Origin of the sequence: Erythrobacter sp. JK5, from assembly GCF_018205975.1 — a bacterium.
Classification (GTDB): Bacteria; Pseudomonadota; Alphaproteobacteria; order Sphingomonadales; family Sphingomonadaceae; genus Erythrobacter.
Map to the genome: position 1 here is coordinate 2,907,439 of NZ_CP073577.1, position 25,709 is coordinate 2,933,147.

The 25,709-nt window shown below is 64.4% G+C and carries 32 protein-coding genes and 1 pseudogene; 22 read left to right on the plus strand and 11 right to left on the minus strand.

Annotated features, from left to right (window positions below; translation table 11 throughout):
- The first annotated feature begins 39 nt into the window (after positions 1-39).
- The 6 genes and pseudogenes from KDC96_RS14175 to KDC96_RS14200 all read left to right on the plus strand — a co-directional run bounded on the left by KDC96_RS14175 (position 40) and on the right by KDC96_RS14200 (position 6,025).
- Complete coding sequence (locus KDC96_RS14175) at positions 40-1,239, plus strand: aspartate aminotransferase family protein (protein ID WP_212449027.1); 1,200 nt, start codon at positions 40-42, stop codon at positions 1,237-1,239.
- Positions 1,239-2,182, plus strand: a pseudogene (argF, locus tag KDC96_RS14180) (ornithine carbamoyltransferase). Before KDC96_RS14175 ends, argF begins: the two are co-directional and overlap by 1 nt.
- A gap of 58 nt (positions 2,183-2,240) precedes the next feature.
- Entirely contained in the window at positions 2,241-3,149 is a 909-nt protein-coding gene (locus KDC96_RS14185; protein ID WP_212449028.1) for an Hsp33 family molecular chaperone HslO, read from the plus strand.
- Between the two features lie 85 nt (positions 3,150-3,234).
- On the plus strand, positions 3,235-3,648 hold the full coding sequence (locus tag KDC96_RS14190) for a hypothetical protein (RefSeq protein ID WP_212449029.1): 414 nt from the start codon (positions 3,235-3,237) through the stop codon (positions 3,646-3,648).
- Positions 3,649-3,703: 55 nt separating this feature from the next.
- The gene (queC, locus tag KDC96_RS14195) at positions 3,704-4,387 is read left to right on the plus strand and encodes a 7-cyano-7-deazaguanine synthase QueC (RefSeq protein ID WP_212449030.1); all 684 of its coding nucleotides are present in this window, start codon (positions 3,704-3,706) and stop codon (positions 4,385-4,387) included.
- Between the two features lie 57 nt (positions 4,388-4,444).
- Complete coding sequence (locus tag KDC96_RS14200) at positions 4,445-6,025, plus strand: MFS transporter (protein WP_212449031.1); 1,581 nt, start codon at positions 4,445-4,447, stop codon at positions 6,023-6,025.
- A 366-nt stretch (positions 6,026-6,391) separates the two neighbouring features.
- Here the strand turns inward: KDC96_RS14200 and KDC96_RS14205 are convergent, their stop codons facing one another.
- The 4 genes from KDC96_RS14205 to KDC96_RS14220 all read right to left on the minus strand — a co-directional run bounded on the left by KDC96_RS14205 (position 6,392) and on the right by KDC96_RS14220 (position 9,040).
- Positions 6,392-7,534: an OmpA family protein gene (locus KDC96_RS14205; RefSeq protein ID WP_212449032.1), complete on the minus strand. Its 1,143-nt coding sequence runs from the start codon at positions 7,532-7,534 to the stop codon at positions 6,392-6,394.
- Positions 7,535-7,717: 183 nt separating this feature from the next.
- Positions 7,718-8,071, minus strand: coding sequence for a DUF2793 domain-containing protein (locus KDC96_RS14210; RefSeq protein ID WP_212449033.1), 354 nt, complete (start codon positions 8,069-8,071; stop codon positions 7,718-7,720).
- A complete protein-coding gene (locus tag KDC96_RS14215; protein ID WP_371815496.1) occupies positions 8,004-8,567 on the minus strand; it encodes a terminase large subunit domain-containing protein in 564 nt (187 codons plus the stop codon). The genes KDC96_RS14210 and KDC96_RS14215 overlap by 68 nt, the downstream gene beginning before the upstream one ends.
- Complete coding sequence (locus tag KDC96_RS14220) at positions 8,564-9,040, minus strand: hypothetical protein (RefSeq protein ID WP_212449034.1); 477 nt, start codon at positions 9,038-9,040, stop codon at positions 8,564-8,566. Before KDC96_RS14220 ends, KDC96_RS14215 begins: the two co-directional genes overlap by 4 nt.
- 220 nt (positions 9,041-9,260) lie before the next feature.
- Here KDC96_RS14220 and KDC96_RS14225 point away from each other — a divergent pair, with 220 nt between their 5' ends.
- A complete protein-coding gene (locus KDC96_RS14225; RefSeq protein WP_212449035.1) occupies positions 9,261-9,917 on the plus strand; it encodes a YqaA family protein in 657 nt (218 codons plus the stop codon).
- A gap of 20 nt (positions 9,918-9,937) precedes the next feature.
- Positions 9,938-10,591 (plus strand): MIP/aquaporin family protein, encoded by a 654-nt coding sequence (locus tag KDC96_RS14230; protein ID WP_212452748.1) that lies wholly within the window; start codon positions 9,938-9,940, stop codon positions 10,589-10,591.
- A gap of 82 nt (positions 10,592-10,673) precedes the next feature.
- On the opposite strand, the gene KDC96_RS14235 is transcribed toward KDC96_RS14230, so the two are convergent.
- Together KDC96_RS14235 and KDC96_RS14240 are read right to left on the minus strand one after the other, a co-directional pair.
- Entirely contained in the window at positions 10,674-11,186 is a 513-nt protein-coding gene (locus KDC96_RS14235) for a rhodanese family protein (RefSeq protein ID WP_212449036.1), read from the minus strand.
- A 13-nt stretch (positions 11,187-11,199) separates the two neighbouring features.
- Positions 11,200-11,520 (minus strand): helix-turn-helix transcriptional regulator, encoded by a 321-nt coding sequence (locus KDC96_RS14240; RefSeq protein ID WP_212449037.1) that lies wholly within the window; start codon positions 11,518-11,520, stop codon positions 11,200-11,202.
- A gap of 67 nt (positions 11,521-11,587) precedes the next feature.
- On the opposite strand from KDC96_RS14240, the gene KDC96_RS14245 reads away from it, so the two are divergent.
- A complete protein-coding gene (locus KDC96_RS14245) occupies positions 11,588-12,466 on the plus strand; it encodes an MBL fold metallo-hydrolase (protein ID WP_212449038.1) in 879 nt (292 codons plus the stop codon).
- A gap of 13 nt (positions 12,467-12,479) precedes the next feature.
- Here the strand turns inward: KDC96_RS14245 and KDC96_RS14250 are convergent, their stop codons facing one another.
- Positions 12,480-13,160 carry a Crp/Fnr family transcriptional regulator gene (locus KDC96_RS14250; protein WP_212449039.1) on the minus strand — a complete coding sequence of 227 codons (681 nt, stop codon included), beginning with the start codon at positions 13,158-13,160 and terminating at the stop codon, positions 12,480-12,482.
- Between the two features lie 49 nt (positions 13,161-13,209).
- Between KDC96_RS14250 and KDC96_RS14255 the strand changes: the two genes are divergently transcribed.
- A complete protein-coding gene (locus tag KDC96_RS14255; RefSeq protein ID WP_212449040.1) occupies positions 13,210-14,049 on the plus strand; it encodes a sterol desaturase family protein in 840 nt (279 codons plus the stop codon).
- 49 nt (positions 14,050-14,098) lie between these two features.
- On the opposite strand, the gene KDC96_RS14260 is transcribed toward KDC96_RS14255, so the two are convergent.
- The 3 genes from KDC96_RS14260 to KDC96_RS14270 form a co-directional block, all read right to left on the minus strand.
- On the minus strand, positions 14,099-15,331 hold the full coding sequence (locus KDC96_RS14260; protein ID WP_212452751.1) for an aminotransferase class I/II-fold pyridoxal phosphate-dependent enzyme: 1,233 nt from the start codon (positions 15,329-15,331) through the stop codon (positions 14,099-14,101).
- A gap of 25 nt (positions 15,332-15,356) precedes the next feature.
- Entirely contained in the window at positions 15,357-15,599 is a 243-nt protein-coding gene (locus tag KDC96_RS14265; protein WP_212449041.1) for an acyl carrier protein, read from the minus strand.
- A gap of 128 nt (positions 15,600-15,727) precedes the next feature.
- Positions 15,728-16,102, minus strand: coding sequence for a response regulator (locus KDC96_RS14270; protein WP_212449042.1), 375 nt, complete (start codon positions 16,100-16,102; stop codon positions 15,728-15,730).
- 55 nt (positions 16,103-16,157) lie between these two features.
- Between KDC96_RS14270 and KDC96_RS14275 the strand changes: the two genes are divergently transcribed.
- Genes KDC96_RS14275 through KDC96_RS14295 form a run of 5 tightly spaced genes read left to right on the plus strand, consistent with a single transcriptional unit; the run spans position 16,158 to position 19,393 of the window.
- Positions 16,158-16,445, plus strand: a complete 288-nt coding sequence (locus tag KDC96_RS14275; protein WP_212449043.1) for a DUF3572 domain-containing protein — start codon at positions 16,158-16,160, stop codon at positions 16,443-16,445.
- A complete protein-coding gene (locus KDC96_RS14280; RefSeq protein WP_212449044.1) occupies positions 16,442-17,071 on the plus strand; it encodes an HAD family hydrolase in 630 nt (209 codons plus the stop codon). The genes KDC96_RS14275 and KDC96_RS14280 overlap by 4 nt, the downstream gene beginning before the upstream one ends.
- Positions 17,068-17,526 carry a RidA family protein gene (locus KDC96_RS14285; protein ID WP_212449045.1) on the plus strand — a complete coding sequence of 153 codons (459 nt, stop codon included), beginning with the start codon at positions 17,068-17,070 and terminating at the stop codon, positions 17,524-17,526. Before KDC96_RS14280 ends, KDC96_RS14285 begins: the two co-directional genes overlap by 4 nt.
- Entirely contained in the window at positions 17,523-18,251 is a 729-nt protein-coding gene (locus KDC96_RS14290; protein ID WP_212449046.1) for a glycerophosphodiester phosphodiesterase family protein, read from the plus strand. The genes KDC96_RS14285 and KDC96_RS14290 overlap by 4 nt, the downstream gene beginning before the upstream one ends.
- On the plus strand, positions 18,248-19,393 hold the full coding sequence (locus tag KDC96_RS14295; RefSeq protein WP_212449047.1) for a GNAT family N-acetyltransferase: 1,146 nt from the start codon (positions 18,248-18,250) through the stop codon (positions 19,391-19,393). Before KDC96_RS14290 ends, KDC96_RS14295 begins: the two co-directional genes overlap by 4 nt.
- Before the next feature lie 9 nt (positions 19,394-19,402).
- Here the strand turns inward: KDC96_RS14295 and KDC96_RS14300 are convergent, their stop codons facing one another.
- Positions 19,403-19,732, minus strand: a complete 330-nt coding sequence (locus KDC96_RS14300; RefSeq protein ID WP_212449048.1) for a sel1 repeat family protein — start codon at positions 19,730-19,732, stop codon at positions 19,403-19,405.
- 319 nt (positions 19,733-20,051) lie between these two features.
- Between KDC96_RS14300 and dksA the strand changes: the two genes are divergently transcribed.
- From dksA to kynU, 7 genes are all read left to right on the plus strand, one after another.
- The gene (dksA, locus tag KDC96_RS14305; protein WP_212449049.1) at positions 20,052-20,510 is read left to right on the plus strand and encodes an RNA polymerase-binding protein DksA; all 459 of its coding nucleotides are present in this window, start codon (positions 20,052-20,054) and stop codon (positions 20,508-20,510) included.
- Between the two features lie 186 nt (positions 20,511-20,696).
- Positions 20,697-21,071 (plus strand): PilZ domain-containing protein, encoded by a 375-nt coding sequence (locus tag KDC96_RS14310; RefSeq protein WP_212449050.1) that lies wholly within the window; start codon positions 20,697-20,699, stop codon positions 21,069-21,071.
- Positions 21,072-21,142: 71 nt separating this feature from the next.
- Positions 21,143-22,609, plus strand: a complete 1,467-nt coding sequence (locus KDC96_RS14315; RefSeq protein ID WP_212449051.1) for an ABC transporter substrate-binding protein — start codon at positions 21,143-21,145, stop codon at positions 22,607-22,609.
- Positions 22,610-22,653: 44 nt separating this feature from the next.
- The gene (locus tag KDC96_RS14320; protein ID WP_212449052.1) at positions 22,654-23,043 is read left to right on the plus strand and encodes a DUF4112 domain-containing protein; all 390 of its coding nucleotides are present in this window, start codon (positions 22,654-22,656) and stop codon (positions 23,041-23,043) included.
- A 36-nt stretch (positions 23,044-23,079) separates the two neighbouring features.
- Positions 23,080-23,871, plus strand: a complete 792-nt coding sequence (locus tag KDC96_RS14325; protein ID WP_212449053.1) for a tryptophan 2,3-dioxygenase — start codon at positions 23,080-23,082, stop codon at positions 23,869-23,871.
- Positions 23,868-24,494: an arylformamidase gene (gene kynB / locus KDC96_RS14330; RefSeq protein ID WP_212449054.1), complete on the plus strand. Its 627-nt coding sequence runs from the start codon at positions 23,868-23,870 to the stop codon at positions 24,492-24,494. The genes KDC96_RS14325 and kynB overlap by 4 nt, the downstream gene beginning before the upstream one ends.
- Positions 24,491-25,708, plus strand: a complete 1,218-nt coding sequence (gene kynU, locus KDC96_RS14335; protein WP_212449055.1) for a kynureninase — start codon at positions 24,491-24,493, stop codon at positions 25,706-25,708. The genes kynB and kynU overlap by 4 nt, the downstream gene beginning before the upstream one ends.
- Position 25,709 lies beyond the last annotated feature (1 nt).

The following is a 25,709-nucleotide window of genomic DNA, read 5'->3' on the forward strand; positions in this document are numbered from 1 at the left end:
CATTTTGCTTTCCCAGATCAAGCCATTCGAGGTTCCGACATGTCGATTTCACCGCTCATGCCCGTCTATCCGCGCTGCGGCGTCCGGCCGGTTCGCGGCGAGAACTGCCACCTGATCGACGAGGACGGCACGCGCTATCTCGATTTTGCCAGCGGGATCGCGGTCAATCTGCTCGGGCATTCGCACAAGGGGCTGATCGAAGCGATCCAGAACCAGGCGGAAACGCTGATGCACGTGTCCAATCTCTACGGCAGTCCGCAGGGAGAGAAGCTGGCGCAGACACTGGTCGACAACACCTTCGCCGATACCGTGTTCTTCACCAATTCGGGAGCCGAGGCAGTGGAAGGCGCGATCAAGTGCGCGCGCGCCTATCACCAGAACGCCGGCGACGAGGGCGACAAGGATCGGTTCGAGCTGATCACCTTTGCCAACGCCTTTCACGGGCGCACGATGGCGACCATCAGCGCATCGAACCAGACCAAGATGCACCACGGGTTCTCGCCGCTGCTCGACGGGTTCAAGTATGCCGAGTTCGATGATCTGGACGCAGCCAAAGCGCTGATCGGTCCGCATACCGCGGGGTTTCTGGTCGAACCGATCCAGGGTGAGGGCGGCATCCGCCCGGCGTCGGAAGGCTTCATGAAAGGTTTGCGTGCGCTCGCCGACGAACACGACCTGATGCTGGTGCTCGACGAGGTGCAATGCGGCGTCGCCCGGACCGGTACGCTCTACGCCTACGAGCAATACGGGGTCGAACCCGACATTCTCGCAACCGCCAAGGGGATCGGTGGCGGCTTCCCCCTCGGTGCGCTGCTTGCGACGGAGAAAGCCGCGCGCGGAATGACATTCGGGACCCATGGATCGACCTATGGCGGCAATCCGCTGGCCATGGCCGCCGGGAGCGCGGTGATGGAAGCGGTGGCGAACGAGGAGTTTCTGGCCAGCGTGCGCGACAAGGGCGAGCGTATCCGTGCGCGGCTCGAACAGTTCATCGGCAACTATCCCGAACTGTTCGAATTGGTGCGTGGAAAGGGATTGATGCTGGGCATCAAGATGAAGGTCGAAAGCCGGCCGTTCTTCGTCCACCTCCGCGACAATCACAAGCTGCTCACGGTGGCGGCAGGCGACAACACCCTGCGACTCTTGCCTCCGCTGGTAATCGAGAACGCCGAGATCGATGAATTCTTCGAGAAGCTCTCGGCCGGCGCGGCGGACTTCAAAATTCCCGAACCGGCCTGATGGCGCTCCGCGATCGGCAGCGCCACTTCCTCGATCTCGGCGATGCCGGGGCCGATGCGATCGCGGCGATGATCGGCGATGCGATCGACCGCAAGGCTGCGCGGGCAGACTGGCCCAAGGGGCAGGCCGATAGCGACGCTCCGCTCGCCGGGCGGGTTCTGGCGCTCGTGTTCGAAAAGAACTCGACCCGGACCCGCGTGAGCTTCGACATCGCCATGCGTCAGCTGGGGGGACGGTGCTGATCCTCGAATCCGGATCCAGCCAGCTCGGGCGGGGCGAGACCATCGCCGACACGGCACGGGTGCTCAGCCGGATGGTCGATGCGATCATGCTCCGCACGGATGATCACGACAAGATCGAGGAAATGGCGCGGCACGCAAGCGTTCCCGTCATCAACGGGCTGACCGATCGTTCGCATCCGTGCCAGATCGTCGCCGACCTGCTGACCGTGATCGAGCACGGCAAGGCGCTGCCCGGGCTTGAGGTCGCCTGGTTCGGTGACGGCAACAACGTGCTTCACTCGATTCTCGAAGCCGCCGGGCTCTTCAAATTCAATGTCAGGGTCGCGACGCCCGCCGGTTATGGGCCCGAACCCGAGTTCGTCGAGCTGGCGCGCGCGGGCGGGTCCACCGTCACGCTAACGCAGGACGCCGGGGCGGCGGCCGACGGTGCGGACGTGCTGGTCACCGACACCTGGATCTCGATGGGCCAGACCGATGCGGTAGCGAAGCGCGCGGCGATGGAGCCGTACCAGGTGAGTTCGTCCCTGCTTTCACTCGCGAAACCCGATGCGCTGTTCCTTCACTGCCTGCCGGCGCATGTCGGAGAAGAGGTGAGCGAAGACGTGTTCGAAGGTCCGCAATCGGTGGTGTTCGACGAAGCCGAAAACCGCATTCACGCGCAGAAATCGGTGCTGTTGTGGAGCTTCGGCCTGCTGAATTGACCGGTCCGTCGCAAAACGGGCCTTATCGTTTGCACGCACTGCCACCATATTGCGACCCATGGAATTGACGTCGCAAAACCCCGATACCGCCGAAACCTTCGCCGACAAGCTGCTGGGCTTCACGCTGCCCGGGCGCAATGCGCGCGGGCGCGCGGTGCGGCTCGATCGCGTGCTCGACGAGGTGCTGTCGGCGCACGATTACCCCGCGCCGATCGCGCATCTGCTGGGAGAAGCGCTGGTGCTGGGCGCGCTTATGGGCGGCCTGTTGAAGGGCGAGCAGGGGCAGCTGACCATGCAGGCGCAAACCACATCGGGCGCGGTCAGCCTGCTGGTCTGCGATTACCGGGCAGGCGAGATGCGCGGCTACGCCGAGTTCGATCCCGACGAGCTGGAAGGGCTGGGCGCCAATCCGACGCTGGGCGCACTGTTTGGCGAAGGCTTTCTCGCGATCACTTTCGAAACCGGCGGCGGCAAGCGGTATCAGGGGATCGTCCCGCTCGAGGGGGATACGCTGGCGCAGGCGTGCGAAAGCTATTTCATGCAATCCGAACAGGTGCCGACCCTGATCCGCTTTGCCAGCCGCAAAGGCGGAGCGGGCGCGCTCGCCGGTGGCTTGCTGGTTCAACACCTCGCTGAAGGCGAAGAGGGACGCGAACGCCTGCATGTTCGCCAGGATCATCCGGATTGGGAGCATGTCGCCGCGCTCGCCGGCACTCTCGGTCATGACGAATTGCTCGATCCACGTCTGTCAATGGAGGCGATCGCCTGGCGATTGTTCCACGAAGAGGAGGAAATTCGCATCCAGCCTGGTGCGGAGCTATCCCGCGGATGCCGCTGCAGCCCGGCACACTACGATGCGATCATCGCACGGTTTCCGGCTGAAGAACGTGATGCGATGCGTGACGACAGCGGCCGCATCATCGTCGATTGCGCATTTTGCTCGAAGCAGTTCGAGCTGGGAATTTAACCATTCACCGCTATTCAGCAACGGCTCATCGGGATGACGCGATAAAGTGCAAGCAATTTTCCCGTGTTTTTGGCGAGGTTTAGGAATGCAGAGAGTTCTACATCGCAAGCTCAAACGTTGGGGCGCGGTTTCCGCGGCGGTTCTGCTTGCTTGCGGTGTTCCTGCGCTGGCCCAGTCGGGCAGCCTCGCAATGCTCGGCAATCTTGCCAAGGGCGAATGGACGATCAAGTATCGCGACGGTTCGCCCGACCGGCGCATCTGTGTGCGCAGCGGGCTGGAGTTTATCCAGCTTCGTCATTCTGAGCCGAATTGCAGCCGCTTCGTGGTCGAGGACGGCGCTTCGAAGGTGACGGTGCAATACACCTGCCAGGGCAACGGCTATGGGCGCACCAACATCCGCCGCGAAACCGGATCGCTGGTTCAGATCCAGAGCCAGGGTATCGCGTCGGGCCTGCCGTTCCAGCTCGATGCAGAAGCGCGCCGCACGGGCAGTTGCTGATCGACGCTTCCCTTCGCTGATTGCCAAACGCGGCAATCGACCCTAGCCAACAGCGATGATCGAGCGTTCCAAGACTGCCGTAGTGCTGCTGTCCGGCGGACTCGATTCGATGGTGACCGCCGCGCTGGCCAAGGAACGCGGGTTTGCGGTGCGGGCGCTCAGCGTAGATTACGGCCAGCGTCACCGCTGTGAGCTCGATTCGGCCAGGCGGATTGCACAGCGGCTCAACCTGGATGGCCATGTCGAGATCGCGCTCGACCTGTCGGCCTTTGGCGGTTCGGCGCTGACCTCCGACATCGACGTTCCCAAGGGCGGTGTGGGAGAGGATATTCCGGTCACCTATGTCCCGGCGCGCAATCTCGTATTCCTGGCGTTAACGACGGCATGCGCCGAAGCGGCCGGTTCCAGTGATGTCTTCATCGGCGTGAATGCGCTTGATTATTCCGGCTATCCCGATTGTCGTCCGGAGTTCATCGCCAGCTTCGCAGAAACCGCGAGGCTCGGGACCAAGGCGGGAGTGGAAGGCGTTCCTTTCGCTATTCACACGCCGCTTCAGCATATGACCAAGGCCGATATTGCCAGCGAGTGCGCGCGGCTGGGTCTTGATCCGGCGTGGAGCTGGTCCTGTTACGATCCGACCGATGACGGGCTCGCATGCGGGCTGTGCGATTCATGCCGCTTGCGAAAAAAGGGATTTGCCGAGGCGGGGATAACCGATAGCACCAGCTATGCCGACTGAGCGCAGCGCCTGCAGCGCCGCGACGACGACGGACCACCAGAAATTGGGGAGCGATACTTGAGCGATCACAACGAAGCGCTGGGAGAGCAGGCAGACCAGTCGGTTCCCGCCTACAGCTGGTATGCCCTCGGGGTCCTGGTCGTCATCTACGTCCTGAATTTCGTGGATCGCAACATCATCTCGATCCTGGCCGAATATATCAAGGCCGACCTGGGTCTGCGCGACGACCAGATCGGCTTCCTCTATGGCACCGCGTTCGGCGTGTTCTACGCGCTGTTCGGCATCCCGCTGGGGAAGCTGGCTGACAGTTGGCACCGGGTGCGATTGATGACCGTCGGGCTGGCGGTCTGGTCGGCGTTTACGGCGCTATCGGGCTTCGCCAAGAACTTCACGACCCTTAGCGTCGCGAGGATCGGCGTCGGCGTCGGGGAAGCGACGGCGAGTCCCAGCGCCTATTCGCTCATCTCCGACTGGTTTCCGAAAAAGATGCGCGCCACCGCGCTCGCGATCTACAGCTCCGGCCTCTATATAGGCGGCGGCGTTTCTCTGCTCATTGGCGGGGCCATCGTCGAACGCTGGAACGCGGCCTATCCCTCGGGCGCGCCGCTCGGGCTGGCGGGATGGCAGGCGGCCTTTATCATCGTTGGCCTTCCGGGACTGTTGCTCGCCTGCCTCGTGTTTACCCTGCGCGAGCCGCTGCGTGGCGAAAGCGAGGGGATTGTCACGCCACCGCCGAAGGACCCTTTCCGCGGATTCCTGCGCGAACTGGTTGCCGTGATCCCGCCGTTTACCCTGATCGGTGCGGCGCAGGCAGGGCCGCGCGGGATCGCGATCAATCTGGCGGGGGCCGCTGTTATCGGCGGCATCGCCTACGCGATGGCGATCGCGACCGACAATTACCAGCAATGGGGTGCGATCGGCATCGGCTATTATGCGATCTACTCGTGGGCCTCGACGCTGAAGGGGCGCGATGCACCGACTTTCAAGCTGATCTGGGGCACGCCCGCATTCCTGACGACGATCCTGGGATACGGGATGGTCGCGTTCATGTCCTACGCGGCATCGTTTTGGGCGGCGCCCTACGCGATCCGTATCCTCGAAGAGGCGCCATCGACCGCGGGGTGGTGGATTGGCGGACCCGGCGCGATGGGCGGGTTTCTCGGTGTCATTCTGGGAGGTCGAGCCGCCGACTGGCTGCGCGAACGCAACCCGGCAGGCCGGCTGCTTGTGGTGGCATTCGGTCTAGCTGCCGCTGCGCCGTTCCTGTTCCTGATGTTCACCACCGAGAGCACGACCGTGTTCTACTTTGCGGCGTTCATGCAATCGCTGTTCGGGAGCTCCGCGCTTGGCGGCGCGGCTGCAACCACGCAGGACCTCGTCCTGCCGCGTATGCGCGGCACGGCGACAGCCACCTTCTTCCTGGCGACGACGCTGGTTGGCCTGGCTTTGGGCCCATATATGGCGGGGCAGGTGTCGACCGTGACCGGCAGCCTATCGACCGGCGGCCTCAGTCTGCTGATCGCGGTCCCGATCGGGCTGGTACTGCTGTTCGTCGCCTACCGGACAGTACCGGCTGCGGAACGGACACTGGTCGACCGTGCACTGGCCGCAGGGGAAAGCCCCGCAACAGGCATGTAGAGCTGGAGTGAGTCAACGGCCCTGAGAGAAGCGGGGTATGGCTGTCCGCCGCGTACGCCATCGGCTTGTCGCACTGCAGGAAGGCTTTGGGCCGGGTGCGCCGGGTCCGCCCGCCTCCGACGCACGGATCGCTCCGGCTAGTGACGACGCGCGCCAGACTGCAACCGACCGGCTGACACGAGCGAATGACCTTGCGCGGGTCTGCTCGGCAATTCTCGAAAGCAGTCGCGACAGGCAGTCGCTGATCTGCACCGCCTCGGACCTGTCGGTCTCCCGGCCGCTCATCGGCAGACCTTTTGGCGCAGCCAAAGAAAAAGGGGCCGGATCGCTCCGGCCCCTCTTCATGTCGTGGCTGTGTAGCCGGTCTTACATGCCCGATCCCGGACCGTAAGTGACTTCCACGCGGCGGTTCTGCAGTTCGCGAACACCGTCGGCGGTGGCAACGCGCGGTTGCGATTCACCGAAGGCTTCGCTGCTGATCCGGCCACCCGGAACGCCGCGACCGGTGAGATATTCACGCACCGACGAGTTGCGACGCTCTGCCAGACCCATGTTGTAGGTCACGCTGCCCGAACGGTCGGTATGACCGGCGAGCATCACGCTGGCCGAGCCGCAGTTGGCGTATGCCGTGACTGCGTTGTCCAGGATCGTTGCCGCTTCTGCCGTGATGGCCGACTCGTCCCAATCGAAGAACACGATGTAAGGGCCGGTGTTGCACGGCGGCGGAGGAGGCGGAGCCGCTGGTGCCGGCGGAGGCGGCGGCGGGGGCGGCGGAGCCGGCGGAGGAGGCGGCGGCGGCGGAGGCGGCGGAGCCTCTCCACCGAAGTTGTAGATGATCGAACCCAGGATCGAGTGCGAGCTCACATCGGTTTCGAAGTCGAAGCCGCGAGTATCGATGATGCTCACGTTTTCGGCGTTGAAATACCGATACTTGATGCCGACGTCCCAGCTGTCGCTGAGCGGGGCGCGAATGCCTGCCAGCAGCTGCCAGGCGAGACCCGTGTCGGAATCGTCGAAGGCACCGGGGCCGCTGAGTGCAACCGTACCGTCGAGATCGACGCGCGCGACACCCACACCGCCACCGAAGAAGCCCTGGATGCCATCATCCGAGCCGAAATCGAACAGGCCGTTGAGCATGAAGCTCAGCGCGTTGTATTCACCTGCTGCCGGGAGAGTCTGGCCGAACACCGAAGTGCCAGCGCCGCCGGCGGGGTTGCCAGCCTGCAGACCAACCGTTCCAGCCTGGAGTTCATCCAGACCGGCAGCGCGATAGCTCGCTTCTGCTTCGAGACGGAAAGCACCGAAGTCGTGACCGACCGCAGCGCCGAAGTCGTAACCTTCGTCGTAACCGGCTTCGGCATCACCCGCGTTGCCGTTGACGTCGAAGACGATATCTTCGACCAGCATGGCCCCACCGTCACCCTGGATATACCACTGGCCTTCACGGGCCATGGCGGGTGCAGTGAGCGCTGTCGAAGCCATCGCCATACCTATGACGAATTTGCGCATTCTTATATTCCCCTTATTGCGAACTTTGAGGCACAGTGGGTCTCTATCTTCTCCCCCTGATAGTGGCAAGCGATCAATCGCCCAAACCTGTTGCAAGAATGTCTCTATTTGCACGGGTTATTGAGATTTTTCGAACTAACCCGCGCCTATTGCGCCGGTGCTGCACCGCATCGGACGAGCGGATCACGCGGGCGGGACGATACCCGCCGCCCGGAGCGTTTCGGCAATTTCCGCAATTGCAGTTCGCGCCTCGACGTCGATCACGCCGCCTCCTTGCGGCGGTGCGGCCGCACTCGCTGCATGCCAGCCGTCGCGAAAGAGGATGAATTGTCCTGCCTGCCGGTCGTAGACGCGCATGCCGTGCCGCGGGAGGACATATCGCCACGCTCCCGCCAGCCAGATCGCCAGCTGATCGTCGCGACCCGACCAGAAGCCCGACGCGCCGGACGCGATCCGGAACACATCGCCGTCAGCCGGGTCCGCTGGTGGCGCCGCCAGCGATGCCGAAACGCTCGGCTGAAGCAGGGAGTCGATCAACGCAAGCGCCTGATTGACGAAGAATTCCTTTTGCGATTGGCCGGGAAGCGTGCGAATGCTGGGGCCCTCGCAGGCTCTCAGGCTCAGCCGCGGAAAACAGCTGTGCCTGCGCCCCGTTGGGCCAGCGCAGCCGCTTCAAGGACGGCTCGAACACCGGTTCGCGGCCCGGCGGGGAGCTGGCGATGATGCCGCTCTCGCCCTCGACCATCACCGCGCGTGCCTCGGCGAGCGAGGAGGAGACGAGCGCGATCCGCGCCTCGCATTGCGCTTCGGCGATCATCCGCACCCACTCGGCACCCGCGCGGGTCTTGCCGAAGCCGCGCCCGGCCATGATCAGCCAGATGCGCCAGTCTCCCGGCGGCGCAAGCTGCGCTTCGCGGGCGTGCATCTCCCAGTGGAAGTCGAACTCGTTGCGCTCGGCCTGGTCCATCACCCTGGACAGCCGCCCGCGCGCCGATTCCGGGACTTCCTCCAGCCACTCGGTAAACCGCGTCACTTGCGCGCGGCCTCGCGGCGTTTCTCGTCCTGGACCTGCTTGCGGATCGCCTCGACCTTGCGATCGATCGAGGCGCGGACCTCGGCGGCGCTGACATTGCGCTGTTCGGCCTGCGCCCGCGCGGCGTTGTCGCGGTGGGCGCCCAGCAGGCGGATGGCGTTGGCGAAATCGTACTTGTCCTTGGTATCGGTCTGGAAGTCGCCTTCGCGCAGGCGCCGGAGAACTTCCATCTCGAGGTGCAGATAGCCTTCGAACAAAGCGAACAGCCATTTGCGCGCGAACTCGGAATCCTGTCGGCGAACCATGTAGGCGCGGCTGGGATTGACGCCGGCGACCTTGGCCGACTCGGTGACATTCGAGCTTTCGGCGAGATGATCGAGAAAGTGCTTCTGCCAGTGGCGGGTGAGCGTCTCCTTTTCGCCCTCTCTCACATGCGCCGGAATCTTGACCTGTCGCTTGCCATTTCTGGCCATGTGCGGTTCTCCAAACGCCAGCGAGGAAAGCGGCGCTTCCGGTGGGAAGGCCGCTGGATGGGTTGCCCCTCGGGGCGAATCACAGTTTTGCGATGTTGCCCTCTGATAACCAAGGAGCGTGACGATGTCAAGAAAAATAACCAAATAGGTTATCAATTGCCGGTTGCGTGGGGGAAATGGCTGCCCTAACGCGCCGCAAACCTTTGCTGGGGCAATCTCGATGCGGTGGCTGCGCAATCTCTACGACTGGACGATGGACAAGGCCGCGCATCCGCATGCGGTGTGGTGGCTCGCGTTCTTCAGCTTCATCGAATCGAGCTTCTTCCCAATCCCGCCGCATCCGCTGCTGGGCCTGATGTGCCTGGCGGAGCCGCGCAAGGCGATCCGCTTCGCGCTTGTCGCGACCGTTTTTTCGGTGTTCGGCGGGCTGCTCGGTTACGCGATCGGCTACTTGCTCTACGAATCGATCGGGGTCTGGCTGCTCGGGATTCTGGGACTCGCCGAAAGCTTCCCGGTCGCCGCCTGCTACATCCGTGAGCAGGGTGCGCTGGCGGTGTTCTTTGCTGCTGGCACGCCGGTGCCGTTCAAGCTGATGACGATCACCGCCGGATTCATCGAGATGAACCTGCTGGAATTCACCCTCGCAGCCATCGCCGGTCGGGCCCTGATCTTCATGGTCGTCGGCATCCTGTTCCAGATCTTCGGCGCGCCGATCAAGGCGATCATCGACAAGTATCTCGGCTGGGTGACGACGCTGTTCGTCGTGCTGGTGGTGGGAGGATTCGTCGCAATCACCCAGCTCGCAAACGGCGAAGATAACGGCGGGGAAACCCATGTCTGCGACACCGCGACCGAGGTGCAGGGCGACGCACTGTGAGCAACGATGCGGTGCCGGCCGTGTCGCGACAGCTTGGAGCCGAACCGCTCGGCAGCTTTTTCCTGTTCGCAGCCGTGATCGGGTCCGGGATCATGGGCGAGAGCCTGGCGGGCGGAAATATTGCCATAGCGCTGCTGGCCAATACGCTGGCGACCGGCGCGATCCTGTTCGTGCTGATCGCGATGCTGGGGCCGATTTCCGGCGCGCATTTCAACCCCGCGGTGACCTTTGCGTTCTGGCTCCGCCGCGAGATCGGCGCGGCCACAGTCGGGCCCTACGTGTGCGCCCAGTTGGTCGGCGGAGCGCTGGGCGCATTTGCGGCGCATCTGATGTTCGACCTGCCGATCCTGCAATTTTCGACCAAGGCGCGCGCCGGGATCGGGCAATGGAGCGGCGAACTGGTCGCGACGTTCGGGCTGGTGCTGACGATCCTGTTGCTGGTGCGCCTCCGTCCAGGCGCAATCCCCGCTGCCGTCGGGCTGTATATCAGCAGCGCCTACTGGTTCACCTCATCGACCAGCTTCGCCAATCCCGCGATCACCGTGGTGCGCAGCCTGAGTGATACATTTGCCGGGATAGCGCCTGTCGATGTGCCGTTGTTCGTGGCGATGCAGTTCGTCGGCGCAGCGCTGGCTGTCGGCTGTTCCGCGTGGCTCACGCCCCGCGAAGTTTAGCCGATCCACTCCATCGGCACGATCGCCGACCCGATCAAAGCACCCGCCAGCAGCTCCGCGACGATCGCGGTCGGCTTCAGCGTCAGGTCGCGGCCTCGCGGTTCCACGGCATCAGCATCAGGAGGTTTGCCATGCCGCACCAGCCGGTCGCACCGGCAAACAACAGCCCGGCTCCCACGAACGCCGAAAGGCCGTACCAGAGCGGCGTGGTCAGCGACCCGAGCAGCACGCCGACCAGGATGAGAATTCCGGCCGTTATCTGGACCTGCCGCATGATCTCGAGCGGTTGCGACGGATCTTCATGCACCGGCAGCCCCGCGCCCTGCCAAGCATCGAGCCCGCCGTCGACGATGTAGGCCTCGCCGCTGCAGCACCCTTCGAGCCGGGGCGCGTTGGTCCGGGTGCGCATGCCGGACTTGCACATGAACACGACAGGTCGAGCGTCCTCGAATTGGTCAAGCGCTTCGAGCGGCTGGTTTTCCGCCCCCTTGGCCTTCGCTCGGCGAAACTCGTCGGGGGAACGGATATCGACCAGCCGCGCACCCTGGGCGGTCAGCGCGATGGCATCGGCGGGGGAAATGGTCCGGATTGGCATGGGAGTGCCTCCTTCAGGAGCAATAGAGTTGGTAGAGTGTCGCCAGCAGGGTCTCGCAGCGCGGATCGGCAATGCGATAGAACACCACCTGCGCGTCCTTGCGGGACGCCACGAGAGCCTCGGCGCGCAGCTTGGCAAGGTGCTGCGAGAGCGCCGACTGCGAGAGCCCGACATCGGTCGCAAGCGCTCCGACGCTGACCTCGCCATGTTCCGCGAGCTTGCACATGATCATCAACCGACGCTGGTTGCCCAGCGCCTTGAGCAAAGCGGCAACCTCGTCGGCCCGCGCCGCAAACTCGACCGGATCGAGGGGAGGATGGATATTCCGTTTCATAAGCGCTTGCTAAATAAGCATCGCCTAATATATGTCAAGCGCTACGCATTGATTCAGGGAGGACGCCGTGAACGAGCCGGCCATCCGCGCATTTTTCAACGAGCCGACCAATACCGTGAGCTATCTGGTCTGGGACAGGGCGACCGGCACCGGAGCTGTCATCGATCCGGTGCTGGACTTCGACCTGCCATCCGGAGCGGCCGACACGCGCTCTGCCGAAGCGATCCTTGCGGCCGCGGCCGGAGAGGGCGTGACCGTCGCATGGGTGCTGGAGACTCATGCCCATGCGGATCACCTTTCCGCCGCGCCGATGATCAAGGCCCGCACGGGCGCGACGATCGGGATTGGCGAGCACATTCGCGAGGTGCAGAAGATCTTTCGGCCGATCTTTGCCGACGAGACGCTGAGGACCGACGGCTCGGATTTCGATCGTCTGTTCGCGGATGGCGACCGGTTTGCCCTTGGCGAGCTGGACGTCGAAGTCCTCCACGTTCCAGGCCACACTCCTGCCGATATCGCCTACCGGATCGGCGATCACGTGTGGGTTGGCGACACGCTGTTCATGCCCGACTACGGAACCGCGCGGGCGGATTTCCCCGGCGGCGATGCCCGCCAGCTCTATCGCTCGATCCGCCGAATTCTGTCGCTTTCCGAAGCGACCCGACTCCACCTGTGCCACGATTACAAGGCGCCGGGCCGTGAGGAATACCAGTGGGAAACCACGGTCGGCGAACAGCGCCGGGAAAACGTGCACATCCATGACGGTGTCACCGAAGAGGAGTTTGTGGCGATGCGCGAGGCGCGGGATGCAAACCTCGCGGTGCCGCGCCTGCTGCTGCCGTCGATCCAGGTCAATATTCGCGCCGGGCGCTTCCCTGCGGCGGAAGCCAACGGGGTCCATTATCTCAAGATCCCGATCAAGTTTGGCCAAGAGGCCGCCGGGTAACGTCCCGATTGCGCTAGCCGAGTGCGGCGACCTCGAGTTCGGTCCGGTCGATGACGTCGATGCGACCATAGCCGCGGCGGATCGCCCCTGCCGCCTCGTACTCGCGCAAGGCGGAGTTGACCGTCATGCGGCTGAGGCCGAGCAATTCGCCTAGCTCCTGCTGCGACAGCTCGATCGAAGCGGGCAGTTGCAGGCGGCTCGCGAGCGTCGCCAGCAGCCCCGCAACCCGAGCCTTGGCCGACCCGCTGCGAATACCTGCGGTCACGTCGAGGATTTCCTGCAATTGCGACGACAGCGCGCCCAGCAGCGGTCGCATGGCGGTGGGATGATCGCTCAGCAGCTTTTCGAAAGCCTCTTTCCGAACGTGCCGCAGCGAGCAGACCGACCGGGCGACAGCGTCGACCACCCGCGGCCGTCCGGCGAACATCGCGAGTTCACCCCAGGAATCGCCGGGGCCCAGCACCGCTACTGCGCGAAAGTCCCCGTCGGCGAGATACTGGCCGACCGCCACCGATCCCTGAATGATCAGCCAGAAGCCATCGGCGCGCTCGCCGCGTTGCTGGATGATCTGCCCGGCGGAGTAGGAGCGCGGCGACGCTTCGGCTTCGAGTGCGCGCTGCAAATCGCCTGGCAGCGCCGAGAACAGCATCGGCGCCGTAAGCGACCGCGCATCCAAATGTAAGATATCTGACATTCTTGACCGGAATTATCGCATATCTCGATTCGGGTCAAAGGAGAGACCGATGCCCAGCTATTCGATCGCAATCCTCGCCATCTATGCCGGTTTCGGCCTGCTCGAACTGTGGCGCTCCAACCTGCTGGCCAAGCCCGAACAGACCCGCGACGACGGAATCGTCGAAGCGGTCAGCATGGCGATGCTGCTGGTGGTGACGCAGCCGATGATCCTGTTCGGATCGGCGACGCTGATGGGCTTCGTCGCACCGCAATGGGCGGGGGCACTGGCCGACATCAACGTGTTTGCCGCGATTGCGCTGTTCCTCGTGCTCGACGACATGACCCAATATTGGTGGCACCGCGCGAGCCACAGCTTCGCGTGGCTCTACAACCTGCACCGCGCGCACCACAACGCGCGCTACATGTCGATGCGGCTCGTCTACCGCAACAACCTGTTCTACTACGCAATGATGCCGGGCCTGTGGCTGTCGGGCGTGCTGATCTACCTCGGGCTCGGCTGGGTCTATGCCGGGTACCTGATCGTCAAGATGACGGTGATCATCGGGGCGCACAGCGACGTCGCCTGGGACAAGCCGCTTTATCGCATCAAATGGCTCTCACCGGTGATGTGGCTGGTCGAGCGCACGATCTCGACGCCCGCCACGCACCACGCGCATCACGGCCGCCACGCCGACGATCCGGCGGTTCATTACAAGGGCAATTACGGGAACCTGCTGTTCTTCTGGGACGTGCTGTTCGGCACCGCGAAGATCACGCGGACTTATCCGCACAGCTACGGGGTAGAGAACCTGCCCGAAGCGACGCTGGGCCAGCAGCTGATGTGGCCGGTGTTTGCGGAAACCAAAAACAACGAGGTTGGGGAGAGGGTAGCCGAACCGGCTGCCTGAAAGGGATGGCGATCGGGACTGGAGAGGGTCCCGGTCGCCAGACCTTTTCTCAGATGATCCCCACGGTCTTCCCGGCGCGCTCGAACATCGCGAGGATCGTTTGCACTTCCTCGGCGGTATGTTCGGCGCACAGCGAGCAGCGCAGCAGCGTCATGCCCGCCGGGGTCGCCGGAGGCCGCGCGAGGTTGACGTAAAGGCCTTCGCGCAACAGCGCTTCCCACATCATCGCGCCTTGCTGGAGATCGGGCATGATCACCGCAACGATCGCGCTTTGCGGTTCGCTGGTGCCAAGCTCGAAGCCGAGATCGGCCAGCCCTTTGTGAAGCGTCTTCGAGTTCTCCCACAGATGCGCGCGCTTGTTCGCGCCGTGCATCAGCTTGCGGATCGAGGTCGCCGCAGTGGCGACCACGCTCGGCGGCAGGCTGGCGGTGAAGACGTAGGGGCGGCACACCAGCCGCAGGATGTCGAACTTCGGGTGGTTCGAAACGCAGAACCCTCCGACCGTGCCGACGCTCTTCGAAAAGGTGCCGATGATGAAATCGACATCGTCGATCACGCCCTGCTCTTCGCACACGCCGCGCCCGTTTGCGCCGATAAAGCCCATCGAATGCGCTTCGTCGACCAGCACCATCGCGCCATGTTTCTTGGCGATCGCCACCATTTCCTTGAGCGGCGCGACGTCGCCGAGCATCGAATAGACACCTTCGAGCACCACGAGGATACCGGCGCCTTCGGGAATGCGCTTGAGGCGCTTTTCCATCGCTTCGATATCGTTGTGCTTGAACGGCACGACCTCGGCCTTGCCCATCGCGCAGCCATCGTAGATCGAGGCATGGCTATCGATGTCGAGGACGATGTAATCGCCCTTGCCGGCGATGGTCGAGATGATGCCGAGGTTGGCCTGGTAGCCAGTGGAAAAGACCATCGCGTGGTCCATTCCATAAAACTCGCGCAGCGCGTCCTCGCATTCCTTGTGGCCCTGATACGTGCCGTTGAGAACGCGGCTGCCGGTGGTGCCCGATCCGTAATCGGCCAGCGCCTGTTTGCCGGCATCGAGCACGTCGGGATCGAAGGTCATCCCCATGTAATTGTAGGTGCCGAGCAGGATCGTGTCGCGCCCGTTGCAGATCGCGCGGGTGGGCGACAGCACCTTCTCCATCACCAGGTTGTACGGATCCTCGACCCCGGTCGCGAGCAGCGTCTCGCGGGTCTGGATCAGGCCGTCGAACTTGGAAAACAGGTCGCCCTGCGGAGCCTCGGTGGCGGCACCGGCTTCGGTCATCGTATCGGTCATGAAAGGCTCTGTATCAGCTATCTTGCAGCTTGTGGACTGCCGCGACCAGCTGGCCATAGGTTTCGATCTCGGCCTGCTGGTTCATGCTGATGATCACGTCGAATTCGTCCTCGATCTCCGCGACGAAATCCATGACGGTGAGACTGTCGAATTCGAGATCGTTCTGGAACGTGGTATCGTCGGTGATGTCCACGCCCTTCTTGTTGAAGGGTGCGATCAGGTCGCGAATGCGCTTGTCGACTTCGGCGCTGTCCATCGGCGTCTGGCTTTCTGTTGGTATCGGATCGTCGCTATGCGGCGTGTTTGTGGCTGAAAAGCGGCTCGAAGGTCCGCTTGTCAAGCCTGCGCATAGATGGCGAGCGTCGGGCGCAGATCAAGCGCGCTTCAGGCATCGACCCCGATCAGTTCCCTCACAGCGGTCATGAACGGCGTGATCGACACCGGTTTCGCCAGGTAGCCCGAGGCACCGGCAGAGCGGATGCGCTCCTCGTCGCCCTTGGCGGCAAACGCGGTGACGGCGAGCACCGGGATCTGTCGCAGAAGCATGTCCTGCTTGGCCGCCTCGATCAGATCGACGCCCGACATGCCGCCGAGCTGGATATCCATGATGATGAGATCGGGCGAGATTTTCCGTGCCGTGTCGAGCACCATGCCGCCATCGGCGACCGGCTCGACCTCGAAACCATTGGCCGTGAGCACATCGCAGAACAATTTTCGATTGAGGTCGTTATCCTCGACAACCATTATTCGCTTTGCCACACCGCGCCCCGTATCTGCCCCGATTTCTGGATATCCGCACCAGGAGCCAGCGACAATGCCCAATTCGACCGAGCCGGATTCGCGCGACGCCGCGTTGTCGCCGCACACCCTCGCCCTGGCGGCGCTCGGCTGGGTGCTGGAAGATGGCGATCGCGCCGCGCGCTACCTTGAATTGACCGGACTCGATCCCGATACTCTGCGGGCAGGGTTGGGCGATCCGGCGGTGCTGGCCTCGACGCTCGATTTCCTCGCCAACCATGAACCCGACCTTGTTCGCGCGGCCGAGGCGCTGGCCGTTACGCCCGAGGAACTGATCGCCGCGCGCCAGGAGTTGACCCGATGAACCGCCCGCTAGTCATCAGCGATTGCGACGAAGTGATCCTGCACATGGTCGCGCATTTCAAGGACTGGCTGGAAGAAAGCCAGGGGGTCGATTTCAACCTCGACAACGGCAATTTCGCCAAGGCGCTGACATGGCGCGAGACCGGGCAATTCCTGCAGGCCGACGAGGTCTGGCGAATGCTGGGCGGGTTCTTCGACACCGAGATGGACCGCCAGCTGCCGATCGCCGGCGCGGTAGAATCGATCAACGCGCTGGCCGAACATGCCGATGTCGTGATCCTCACCAACCTGGTCGACAAGCGCCGCGAGCGCCGCGCCGAACAGCTCGCCGCGTTCGGGATTCACGCAGAGGTCTACACCAATCAGGGGCCGAAGGGTCCGGCGCTGCAGCGGATCATCGCCGAACACGCGCCGAGCCGTGCGCTGTTCATCGACGATCTCGCGCAGCATCACGCCTCGGTCGCCGAAACCGCGCCCGAGGTGGTGCGGCTGCACATGTGCGGCGAGCCGATGATCGCGGGCGCGATCGATTGTGCGCACAAGGCGGGCCACGCCGATGCGCGGATCGACCGCTGGTCCGAAGCGTTGCCATGGGTGATCGAACGTCTGGAACAGGAGCGGGTATGAGCATCGAAGCGCGATTGCAGGAACTGGGGATCACTCTGCCCGAAGCGGCGGCGCCGGTGGCGAGTTACGTCCCGGTGGTGGCGCATGGCGGCATGGCGCATGTTTCGGGCCAGTTGCCGTTCGTAGGCGGCAAGCTCGTAAGCGGGCGGCTGGGCGAAGACGTGAGCCTGGAGGACGGAATGGCCGCAGCGCGCGCGTGCGGGCTGATGATCCTTGCACAGCTCAAGGCGGCGGGCCTGCTCGAACGGGTCGAGCGCGTGGTCAAGCTTGGCGCATTCGTGAATTCGACCGGCGATTTCACCGACCAGCCCAAGGTTGCCAACGGTGCGTCGGACCTGATGGCCGAGGTGTTCGGCGACAGGGGCCGCCACGCCCGCGCGGCGGTCGGCGTGCCGGTGTTGCCACTGGGGGCGGCGGTCGAGGTCGATGCCGTGATCGCGATCGCGGAGGGGTGAGGAAACGCCCGGCCCCCGACTGGTTGACCGAATGGGAATACGCCCATCGCGGCCTGCATTCGGACAGCGTCCCGGAAAACTCGCTGGAAGGCGCGCGGCTGGCGATCGCGGCGGGAATGGGTGTCGAATGCGATATCCAGCGCAGCCGCGATGATCACCCGATGGTGTTTCACGACTGGGAACTGCGGAGGCTAACAGGCGCTGAGGGCCTGACCGAAGGTTCGACGGCGGCCGAGCTCAGGCAGGTCCGCTATCTCGGGAGCGCTGAAAGCCCCGCCACGCTTGCCGATCTGCTCCAGCTGGTGGAGGGGAAGGTCCCGATCCTGATCGAGATCAAGTCGAAGCGTGGGTACGATGTCGAACGGAGCTGCCTGCGAGTCCGCGACGCCTTGGCGCGATACTCGGGCATGCACGCCGTCATGAGCTTCGATCCGCGCGTGGCGCGCTGGTTTCGCCGCCATTCGCCCTCGACCCCGTGCGGCCTTGTGATGCGCGAGGACGAACACGGCTACACGCAAAAGGCCTGGCAACGCAGGCTTGCGCTGCGGATCGCGAAGCCAGATTTCCTCGCCTACCATATCCTCGCCCTGCCCAGTCGCTGGGTCGCGCGGCTGCGCGCAAACGGGCTTCCGATCCTGACCTGGACGGTCAGCACGCCCGACTTGCGGGCACGGGCACAAGAGCACGCCGACGGCTTGATCAGCGAACGCGAGGGTTTGGCGTGAGCGACGGACGCGACGATCTGACCGTCAAACTTGCCCCCTCGGTCGGCCAGTTCGACCGCGATCAATGGAACGCGCTCGGCGGCGATCGCAATCCGTTCGTGAGTCACGAATTCCTCAGCGCGCTCGAAGATTCGGGCAGCGTCGGCCCGGGCACCGGTTGGGACCCGGTCCCGGTCGTCATCACCGGTGCCGACGATACGCTGCTCGCCGCCTTGCCCAGCTACGCCAAAGGGCACAGCCAGGGCGAATACGTGTTCGACCACAACTGGGCCGACGCATTTCAGCGGGCTGGCGGCCGCTACTATCCCAAGCTGCAGATTGCCGCGCCGTTTACGCCTGCGACCGGGCCGCGCCTGCTTCTGTCCGATCCCTCGCTTGCGCTGCATCTGCTGAAGGGTGCCGAACTGGTGTGTCAGCAGAACGGCCTGTCGTCCGCCCATGCGACCTTCATCGAGCGTGCGCAGGTGCCGCTGTTCGAGCAGGGCGATTGGCTGGTCCGCAACGACATCCAGTTTCACTGGCTCAACCGCGACTACGGATCGTTCGACGATTTCCTCGGCGAACTGGCTTCGCGCAAACGCAAATCCTTGCGGAAGGAGCGCGCGGCGGCGCAGCGCGGGCTCCGCATCGCACGCCTCGGCGGCGATGACATCAGGCCCGAACATTGGGATGCGTTCTGGATCTTCTACCAGGACACCGGAGCGCGCAAATGGGGCACGCCTTACCTGACGCGCGAGGCCTTCACCCTGTTCGGCGAACGGATGGGCGAGCGGCTGGTGCTGATCCTGGCCTATCAGGACGATCAGCCGATCGCAGGCGCGCTCAACTTCGTCGGGGCCGAAGCGATATACGGTCGTTACTGGGGATGCACCCGCGACGTGCGGTTCCTGCATTTCGAGCTGTGCTATTATCAGGCGATCGACATCGCCATCGAGCTGGGTCTGCCGCGTGTCGAGGCCGGGGCGCAAGGCGGGCACAAGCTGGCGCGCGGATACGAACCGGTTCAGACCTATTCCGCGCACTGGCTGGCCGATCCCGGCTTTCGCGCGGCGGTCGCCGACTTTCTCCAACGCGAGCGGGAAGGCGTGGCGACCGATCAGCTGTTCCTGGGTGAGCGGACGCCCTTCCGGAAGGGTGATTGAGCGCCTGGATCAGGCGGCGCGGCGACGTCCTTCGGCCAGCCATTCGCGCGCCCGGCGCTGTGCCTCGGCGATTTCGCGCGCGGTCATCTCGTCCGAAACGTCCGACCGGCACCAGGCGGCTTCGTCGTGGCCCTGCGCAGCGGCGAGGTTGAACCATTTGTGCGCTTCGACGAGATCGCAGGCCAGCCCGTTGCTGCCGGTCGAATAGGCAACCCCGAGGTCGAAAAACGCCGAAACGTCTCCCTGCGCTGCAGCGGCGAGACATTTCGCCACGATCATGTCCGGCTCGTTATTGTCGAGCGGTTCGAATTCGCCTCGGTCGATCGGCGTGAGTTCCATCGTGCATTCCCCCGTACTTCGCAATGCGGCCCCCCGCCGATCGCTTGACCCAAGACCTCACCCCTCATGGTCAACAAATGGTTAACACTGCTGCGAAATTTTTCTGGCAGCGGCGCAATTGCAGCCGATCGGGCGTCGCGCGATGATCCATTCATCGCAGGTTGGGACAACCGCCCGCAAAGCGGCTTGTGCCGCCGGGACCGCGCGCCTATAGGCCCGGCAGCGCTTCGACTTGCTGGGGTCAAGCTGGCCGAAAAGAACCGTTTTTCGGCCAGGACGGGGACAGTCTCGCGGGAGTTGAACGGGCGAAGAGGACTACATGGCATCGGCGGCGTCTAACGATACTGACATCCTGAAAAACGCGAAGAAAGTTCTCGCGCCGGATTACGTTCCGAACGAGGACGAAGAGTATATGAACGAGCGGCAGCAGCACTATTTTCGGGTGCTGCTGATCGAATGGAAACGCTCGATCCATTCCGCGGCCGACCAGACGCTTCAATCGCTCCAGGATGGCCCGATCCGCGAAGCCGATCTCAACGACCGGGCATCGAGCGAAACCGATTGGGGCATCGAGCTGCGCACCCGCGATCGCCAGCGCAAGCTCATTTCCAAGATCGATTCCGCGCTGCGTCGCATCGATGCCGGGGAATACGGCTATTGCGAAGTGACCGGCGATCCGATCGGCCTCAAACGACTCATCGCCCGTCCCGTTGCGACCATGACGGTCGAGGCGCAGGAAGCGCACGAGCGGCGCGAAAAAGTCTCGCGCGACGACTGATCGCTAAACGAACCGGCAGGTCGGCGTGTCAGATTGATACGGCAGCCTTCAAACCTGCCCGATCCCTGCCATTGTTAACCACGGATTAGCCTTCTCTGCCTATCGCGGACCTTGCGGGTCGCTGGAGAACAGCCAACAATGGTCTGGCTTCAGCAGCATAACGATAAGCAAGGAGAAAATCCGGACATGACGGGTGTCGAAACACGGAGCGTATCGCGCGATAGCCTGTTTCTGCTCGCCAACATTCGTGTCGAGCAGGGCGAGGAAACCCATCGCGTGCGGGTACGCAACCTGTCGGATGGCGGGATGATGGGCGAAGGCAATCTCCGCGTGAAGCGCGGCAATCGCCTGCAGATCGAATTGCGCAACATCGGCATCGTCGCCGGCAGCGTCGCGTGGGTCCAGGACAACCGGTTCGGGATCGCGTTCGACGACGAAATCGATTCGCAATCCGCCCGGGCCGGCAATCCCGAAGCCCATGACGACGCCGCTGTGGTCCAGCGTTCGTGGCAGCACAAGGCGCCTAACGCTCCCAATCCGCTGCAATTGCGCAAGGTCTGATATCCTTCCTACCGTCAAAGACGCGCATCTGCGCTGACCGGATCGCATCAAGCTGCTAATCGCAGCACACGATGCGATTCTGTCTTCCAGCCCTGGCGGCGGTGTTTGTTGCCGCCTGCGGTCCCTCCGGCGACAACGGCCCGGTCGAAGTCGCCATTGTCGGGCAGCCCGAAAACCTGTTCGAAACCGGCGTTCGGCTGTCTCCGGCCGCGCAGCATATCCGCGGGGCGACGGTCGAGGGGCTGGTCGCGCTCGACCCGGCGGGCCAGATCGTGCCCGCCATCGCCGAACGCTGGATCGTGACCGACGACGGGCTGAGCTACATCTTCCGCCTGCGCGCTTCCGACTGGCCCGACGGCCAGCCCATTACTGCCGTCGATATCCGCGATCTGCTGCGTGCGCAGATTGCCCGGCTCGAGGGCACGTCGCTGGGCCTCGACATAGCGAAAGTCACCGATATCAGGGCCATGGCGGGCCGGGTGGTCGAACTGCGCCTGTCGAGCCCGATGCCCGAATTCCTGCGTCTGCTCGCGCAGCCGGAACTCGGGCTGGTCAGAAGCGGAGCCGGTTCCGGCCCTATGGTCCTCGCCCGCGAAGGGGAATCCGCGGTCGCGCGCCTGATCGCCATCCCGCCGGAGGAGCGCGGCTTGCCCGCGCGCGAAGACTGGCAGGAGCTTGCCCGCCCCCTCACGGTGCGCGCCATGCCGACTGAAATGGCGGTCGAGGCCTTTTCGAACGGCGACATCGATCTGCTGATGAACGGTCGCCTGTCCGGCTTTCCGCTCGCCGAACTCGGCCCGCTTTCGCGCGGGGCGGTGCAGGTCGATCCGGCGCTGGGACTGTTCGGACTGGTGTTTCGTAGCGAGGATGGTGTGCTGGCCGATCGCGGGCGGCGCGAAGCGCTCTCGCTCGCGATCGACCGGTCGGCGCTGATCGAGCCGTTCGGACTGGGCGGATGGCAGCCGACCTCGTGGGTCGTGCCCCCCGAACTGTTCGACCTGGTGCCCGTGCGACAGGATCGCTGGTCGGAGCAAAGCCTGGCGGCGCGGCGCAGCGTGGCCGCGCAGCGGATCGCCCAATGGCGTGCGGCGCAAGGGCGGCCGGCCGAAATCCGGGTCGCGCTGCCGCCCGGACCGGGAAGCGACCTGCTGTTCCGTCAACTGGCGCGCGACTGGGCGACGATCGGGGTTACGGCGATCCGCGTCGCTCCCGACGAAGGCCCCGATCTCGAATTGCGCGATCGGCTGGCGCGCTACTCCTCCCCGCGCTGGTATCTCAACCAGTTCAACTGCGAGCTCGAAATCGGGCTGTGCTCCCCCACGGCGGACGCGCTCGTCGCCCGGTCACTCGGTATCCGCGACCCGCTCGCCAAGCAGCAGACGCTTGCCGAGGCGCACGCGGCACTGATCGCCGACGAGGTGTTCATCCCGCTCGGTGCCCCGGTGCGGTGGTCGCTGGTGCGCGGAGCGATCGACGCCTACGTTCCCAACCAGTGGGGCCTCCACCCCTTGTTCCCGCTCTCGCAACCCACCATCTAGTGCCGATGGAAAGCGGATCCGACCGTCCCCAGAGGGCCCAGACTATGCAGGTTAGCCTGCCGACCGGCACCGATCCGGCCTCGATCCGTGCCCGGGTCGAGGCGCTCGAAATGCTGCTCGAGCGGAGTTTCCGCATCCCCGGCGTCAACATACCGGTCGGCCTCGATGCGATCATCGGCCTGGTGCCGGTGCTGGGCGATATCGTGACCACCGCGCTAGGCGCCTATATCGTGTGGGAAGCGCGCAATCTCGGCATGTCGAAATTCCAGCTGGTGCGGATGGGCGGCAATGTCGCGTTCGATACGGTGCTCGGACTGGTGCCGCTGGTGGGGGATGCGGCGGATTTCGTGTTTCGTTCCAACACCCGCAATCTGCGGATCATCAAGAAGCACCTCGACAAGCACCATCCCGAAACCCGCGTGATCGAGGGCTAGTTTCCTCGCGGAGCAACACGCGCTAGGGCATCGGGCATGGCCCGCGACGTCACCTATTCCAGCTACCTCGACCTCGACAAGGTGCTCACCGCGCAGCACCCCGCTTCGGGTGCGCATGACGAGATGCTGTTCATCGTCGTCCACCAGGCAAGCGAGCTGTGGCTCAAGCTATGCCTGCACGAGCTGACCGAAGCGCGCGATCATATCGAGCGCGACGATCTGCGCCCGGCGTTCAAGATGCTGGCGCGGGTGGCGCGCGCGCAACAGCAGCTGATCCAGAGCTGGGACGTGCTGAGCACCATGACCCCGCACGATTATTCGCGGATTCGCCCGCATCTCGGGGCGTCGAGCGGGTTCCAGTCGGCGCAGTACCGGATGATGGAATTCATGCTCGGCGGGCGCGATGCGAAGCATGTTCGCCTGCACGAAGGCAATGCCGACTGGTCGCAGCGGCTGAAAGCGGAACGCGGCCGCGCGAGCCTCTACGACGCCGCGATCCGGCTGCTGGCGCGGCGCGGTTTCGCGATCGACCGCAAGGCGGCTGAACGCGACCCAAAGGCACCCTACGAGCACAATGCAAGCGTCGAAGCGGCGTGGGCGGCGATCTATCGCGACCCGCAGGATCACTGGGACCTGTACGAGCTCGCGGAAAAGCTGGTCGACCTCGAATACCATTTCCAGCGCTGGCGCTTCGGACACCTCAAGACCGTCGAGCGGATCATCGGCTTCAAGCGCGGCACCGGCGGCACTCCCGGCGTGCCGTATCTCGCGGGGGTGCTGAAGCAGGCGTTCTTCCCCGAGCTGCTGAGCGTCAGGACCGCGATATGAGCCGCCGCATCTGGGACATATCGCAGCGGCTGCGCCCCGAGCTGCCGGTCTGGCCGGGGGACACCGCGTTCGAACAGGCACGGACCTGGCAGATGGAGCAAGGTTCGCCGGTCAATGTCTCGGCGCTGACACTATCGACGCATTCCGGCGCGCATGCCGACGCACCGCTGCATTACGAGCAAACTGCGCCCGATATCGCCTCGGTCGCGCTGGAGCCGTATCTCGGGGAATGCCTCGTCGTGGATGCGCGTGGTGTCGGGGCGCTGATCGAAGTCGGCGACCTGCCGCATCTCCACTCCGCCGACCGGGTGCTGTTCCGCACCTTCGAGCGCTTCCCGCATGAAGAGTGGGTGGAGGACACCACCGCCATCGCGTCCGAGACGATCCACTGGCTCGCGGCGCAGGGCGTCAAGCTGGTCGGGCTCGACGGGCCTTCGATCGACCCGCAGACCTCCAAGGTGATGGACGCGCACAAGGCGGTGCTGAAGCATGACATGCGCGTGCTCGAAGGGCTGGTGCTCGATGACGTGCCCGAAGGCCGCTACGAACTGATCGCGCTGCCGCTGCCGATCGTCGGCGGCGATGCCTCGCCGGTGCGGGCGATCCTGAGAGAACTGACGTGATAGATCGCGCCCGCGAGCTCGACGCCGCCGATCCGCTGGCGAATTATCGCGAGCGCTTCATCCTGCCCGATGGCGTGGTCTATCTCGACGGCAATTCGCTCGGGTGCCTGCCTGCGGCGACCCCGCCCGCGATGGCGCGCGTTGTCGAGCAGGAATGGGGCGAGGGGCTTATCCGGTCCTGGAACGATGCCGACTGGTTCGAAATGGGTGCCCGCGTCGGCGGGAAAATTGCGCCGCTGATCGGCGCGCAGCCGCACGAGGTTATCGCCACCGACACGGTCAGCGTGAACCTGTTCAAGCTGATCTCCGCCGCGCTTCAGATGCGCCCTGGACGCAAGGTCATCCTCTCCGAACCGGGCAACTTTCCGACCGATATCTACATGATCGATGGGCTCGAGCGGCAGGGTCTCGCCACGCAGCGTCTCGCCCCGCGCGACCGGCTGCTCGACGCGCTCGACGAGGACGTCGCGCTGCTGATGCTCACCCACGCGCATTACAAGACCGGAGAATTGTTCGACATGGCGGCGCTGACCAGCGCCGCGCATGAAGCCGGTGCGCTGGTCCTGTGGGACCTGTCGCACAGCACCGGTGCGCTGCCTGTCGATCTCGACGCCGTGGGTGCCGATTTCGCCACCGGTTGCGGCTACAAATATCTGTGCGGCGGCCCCGGCGCGCCGGCCTTCGCCTTCGTCGCCGAGCGCCATCTCGCCGATCTCAGCCAACCGCTCACTGGCTGGTTCGGCCACGCCCGCCCGTTCGCCTTCGCCGACGCCTACGAACCGGCTCCCGGCATCGAGCAGCTGCAATGCGGTACCTCGCCGATCCTCGGCCTGACCGCGCTGGAGGTGGGGGTCGAACTGATCGCCGAGATCGGGGTCGCGCGGCTCCATGCGAAGTCGCAGGCGCTGTCGGAATTCTTCCTCGATTGCGTGGATGCGCATGGGCTCGAGCTCGACCTCGTCAGCCCGCCCGACAGCGCCCGGCGCGGCAGCCAGCTGTCGTTCCGCCACCGCGAAGCCTACGCCATCTGCCAGGCGCTGATCGCGCGCGGGGTGATCGGCGATTTCCGCGACCCCGACATCCTGCGGCTCGGCTTTGCGCCCGCTTACCTGCGGTTCGAGGACATGGCCGAGGCCGCGCGGCATCTGGCGGAAGTGCTGGAAGGCGAGGAGTGGCAGCGCGATGAGTTCAACCAGCGGGCGACGGTGACTTAGC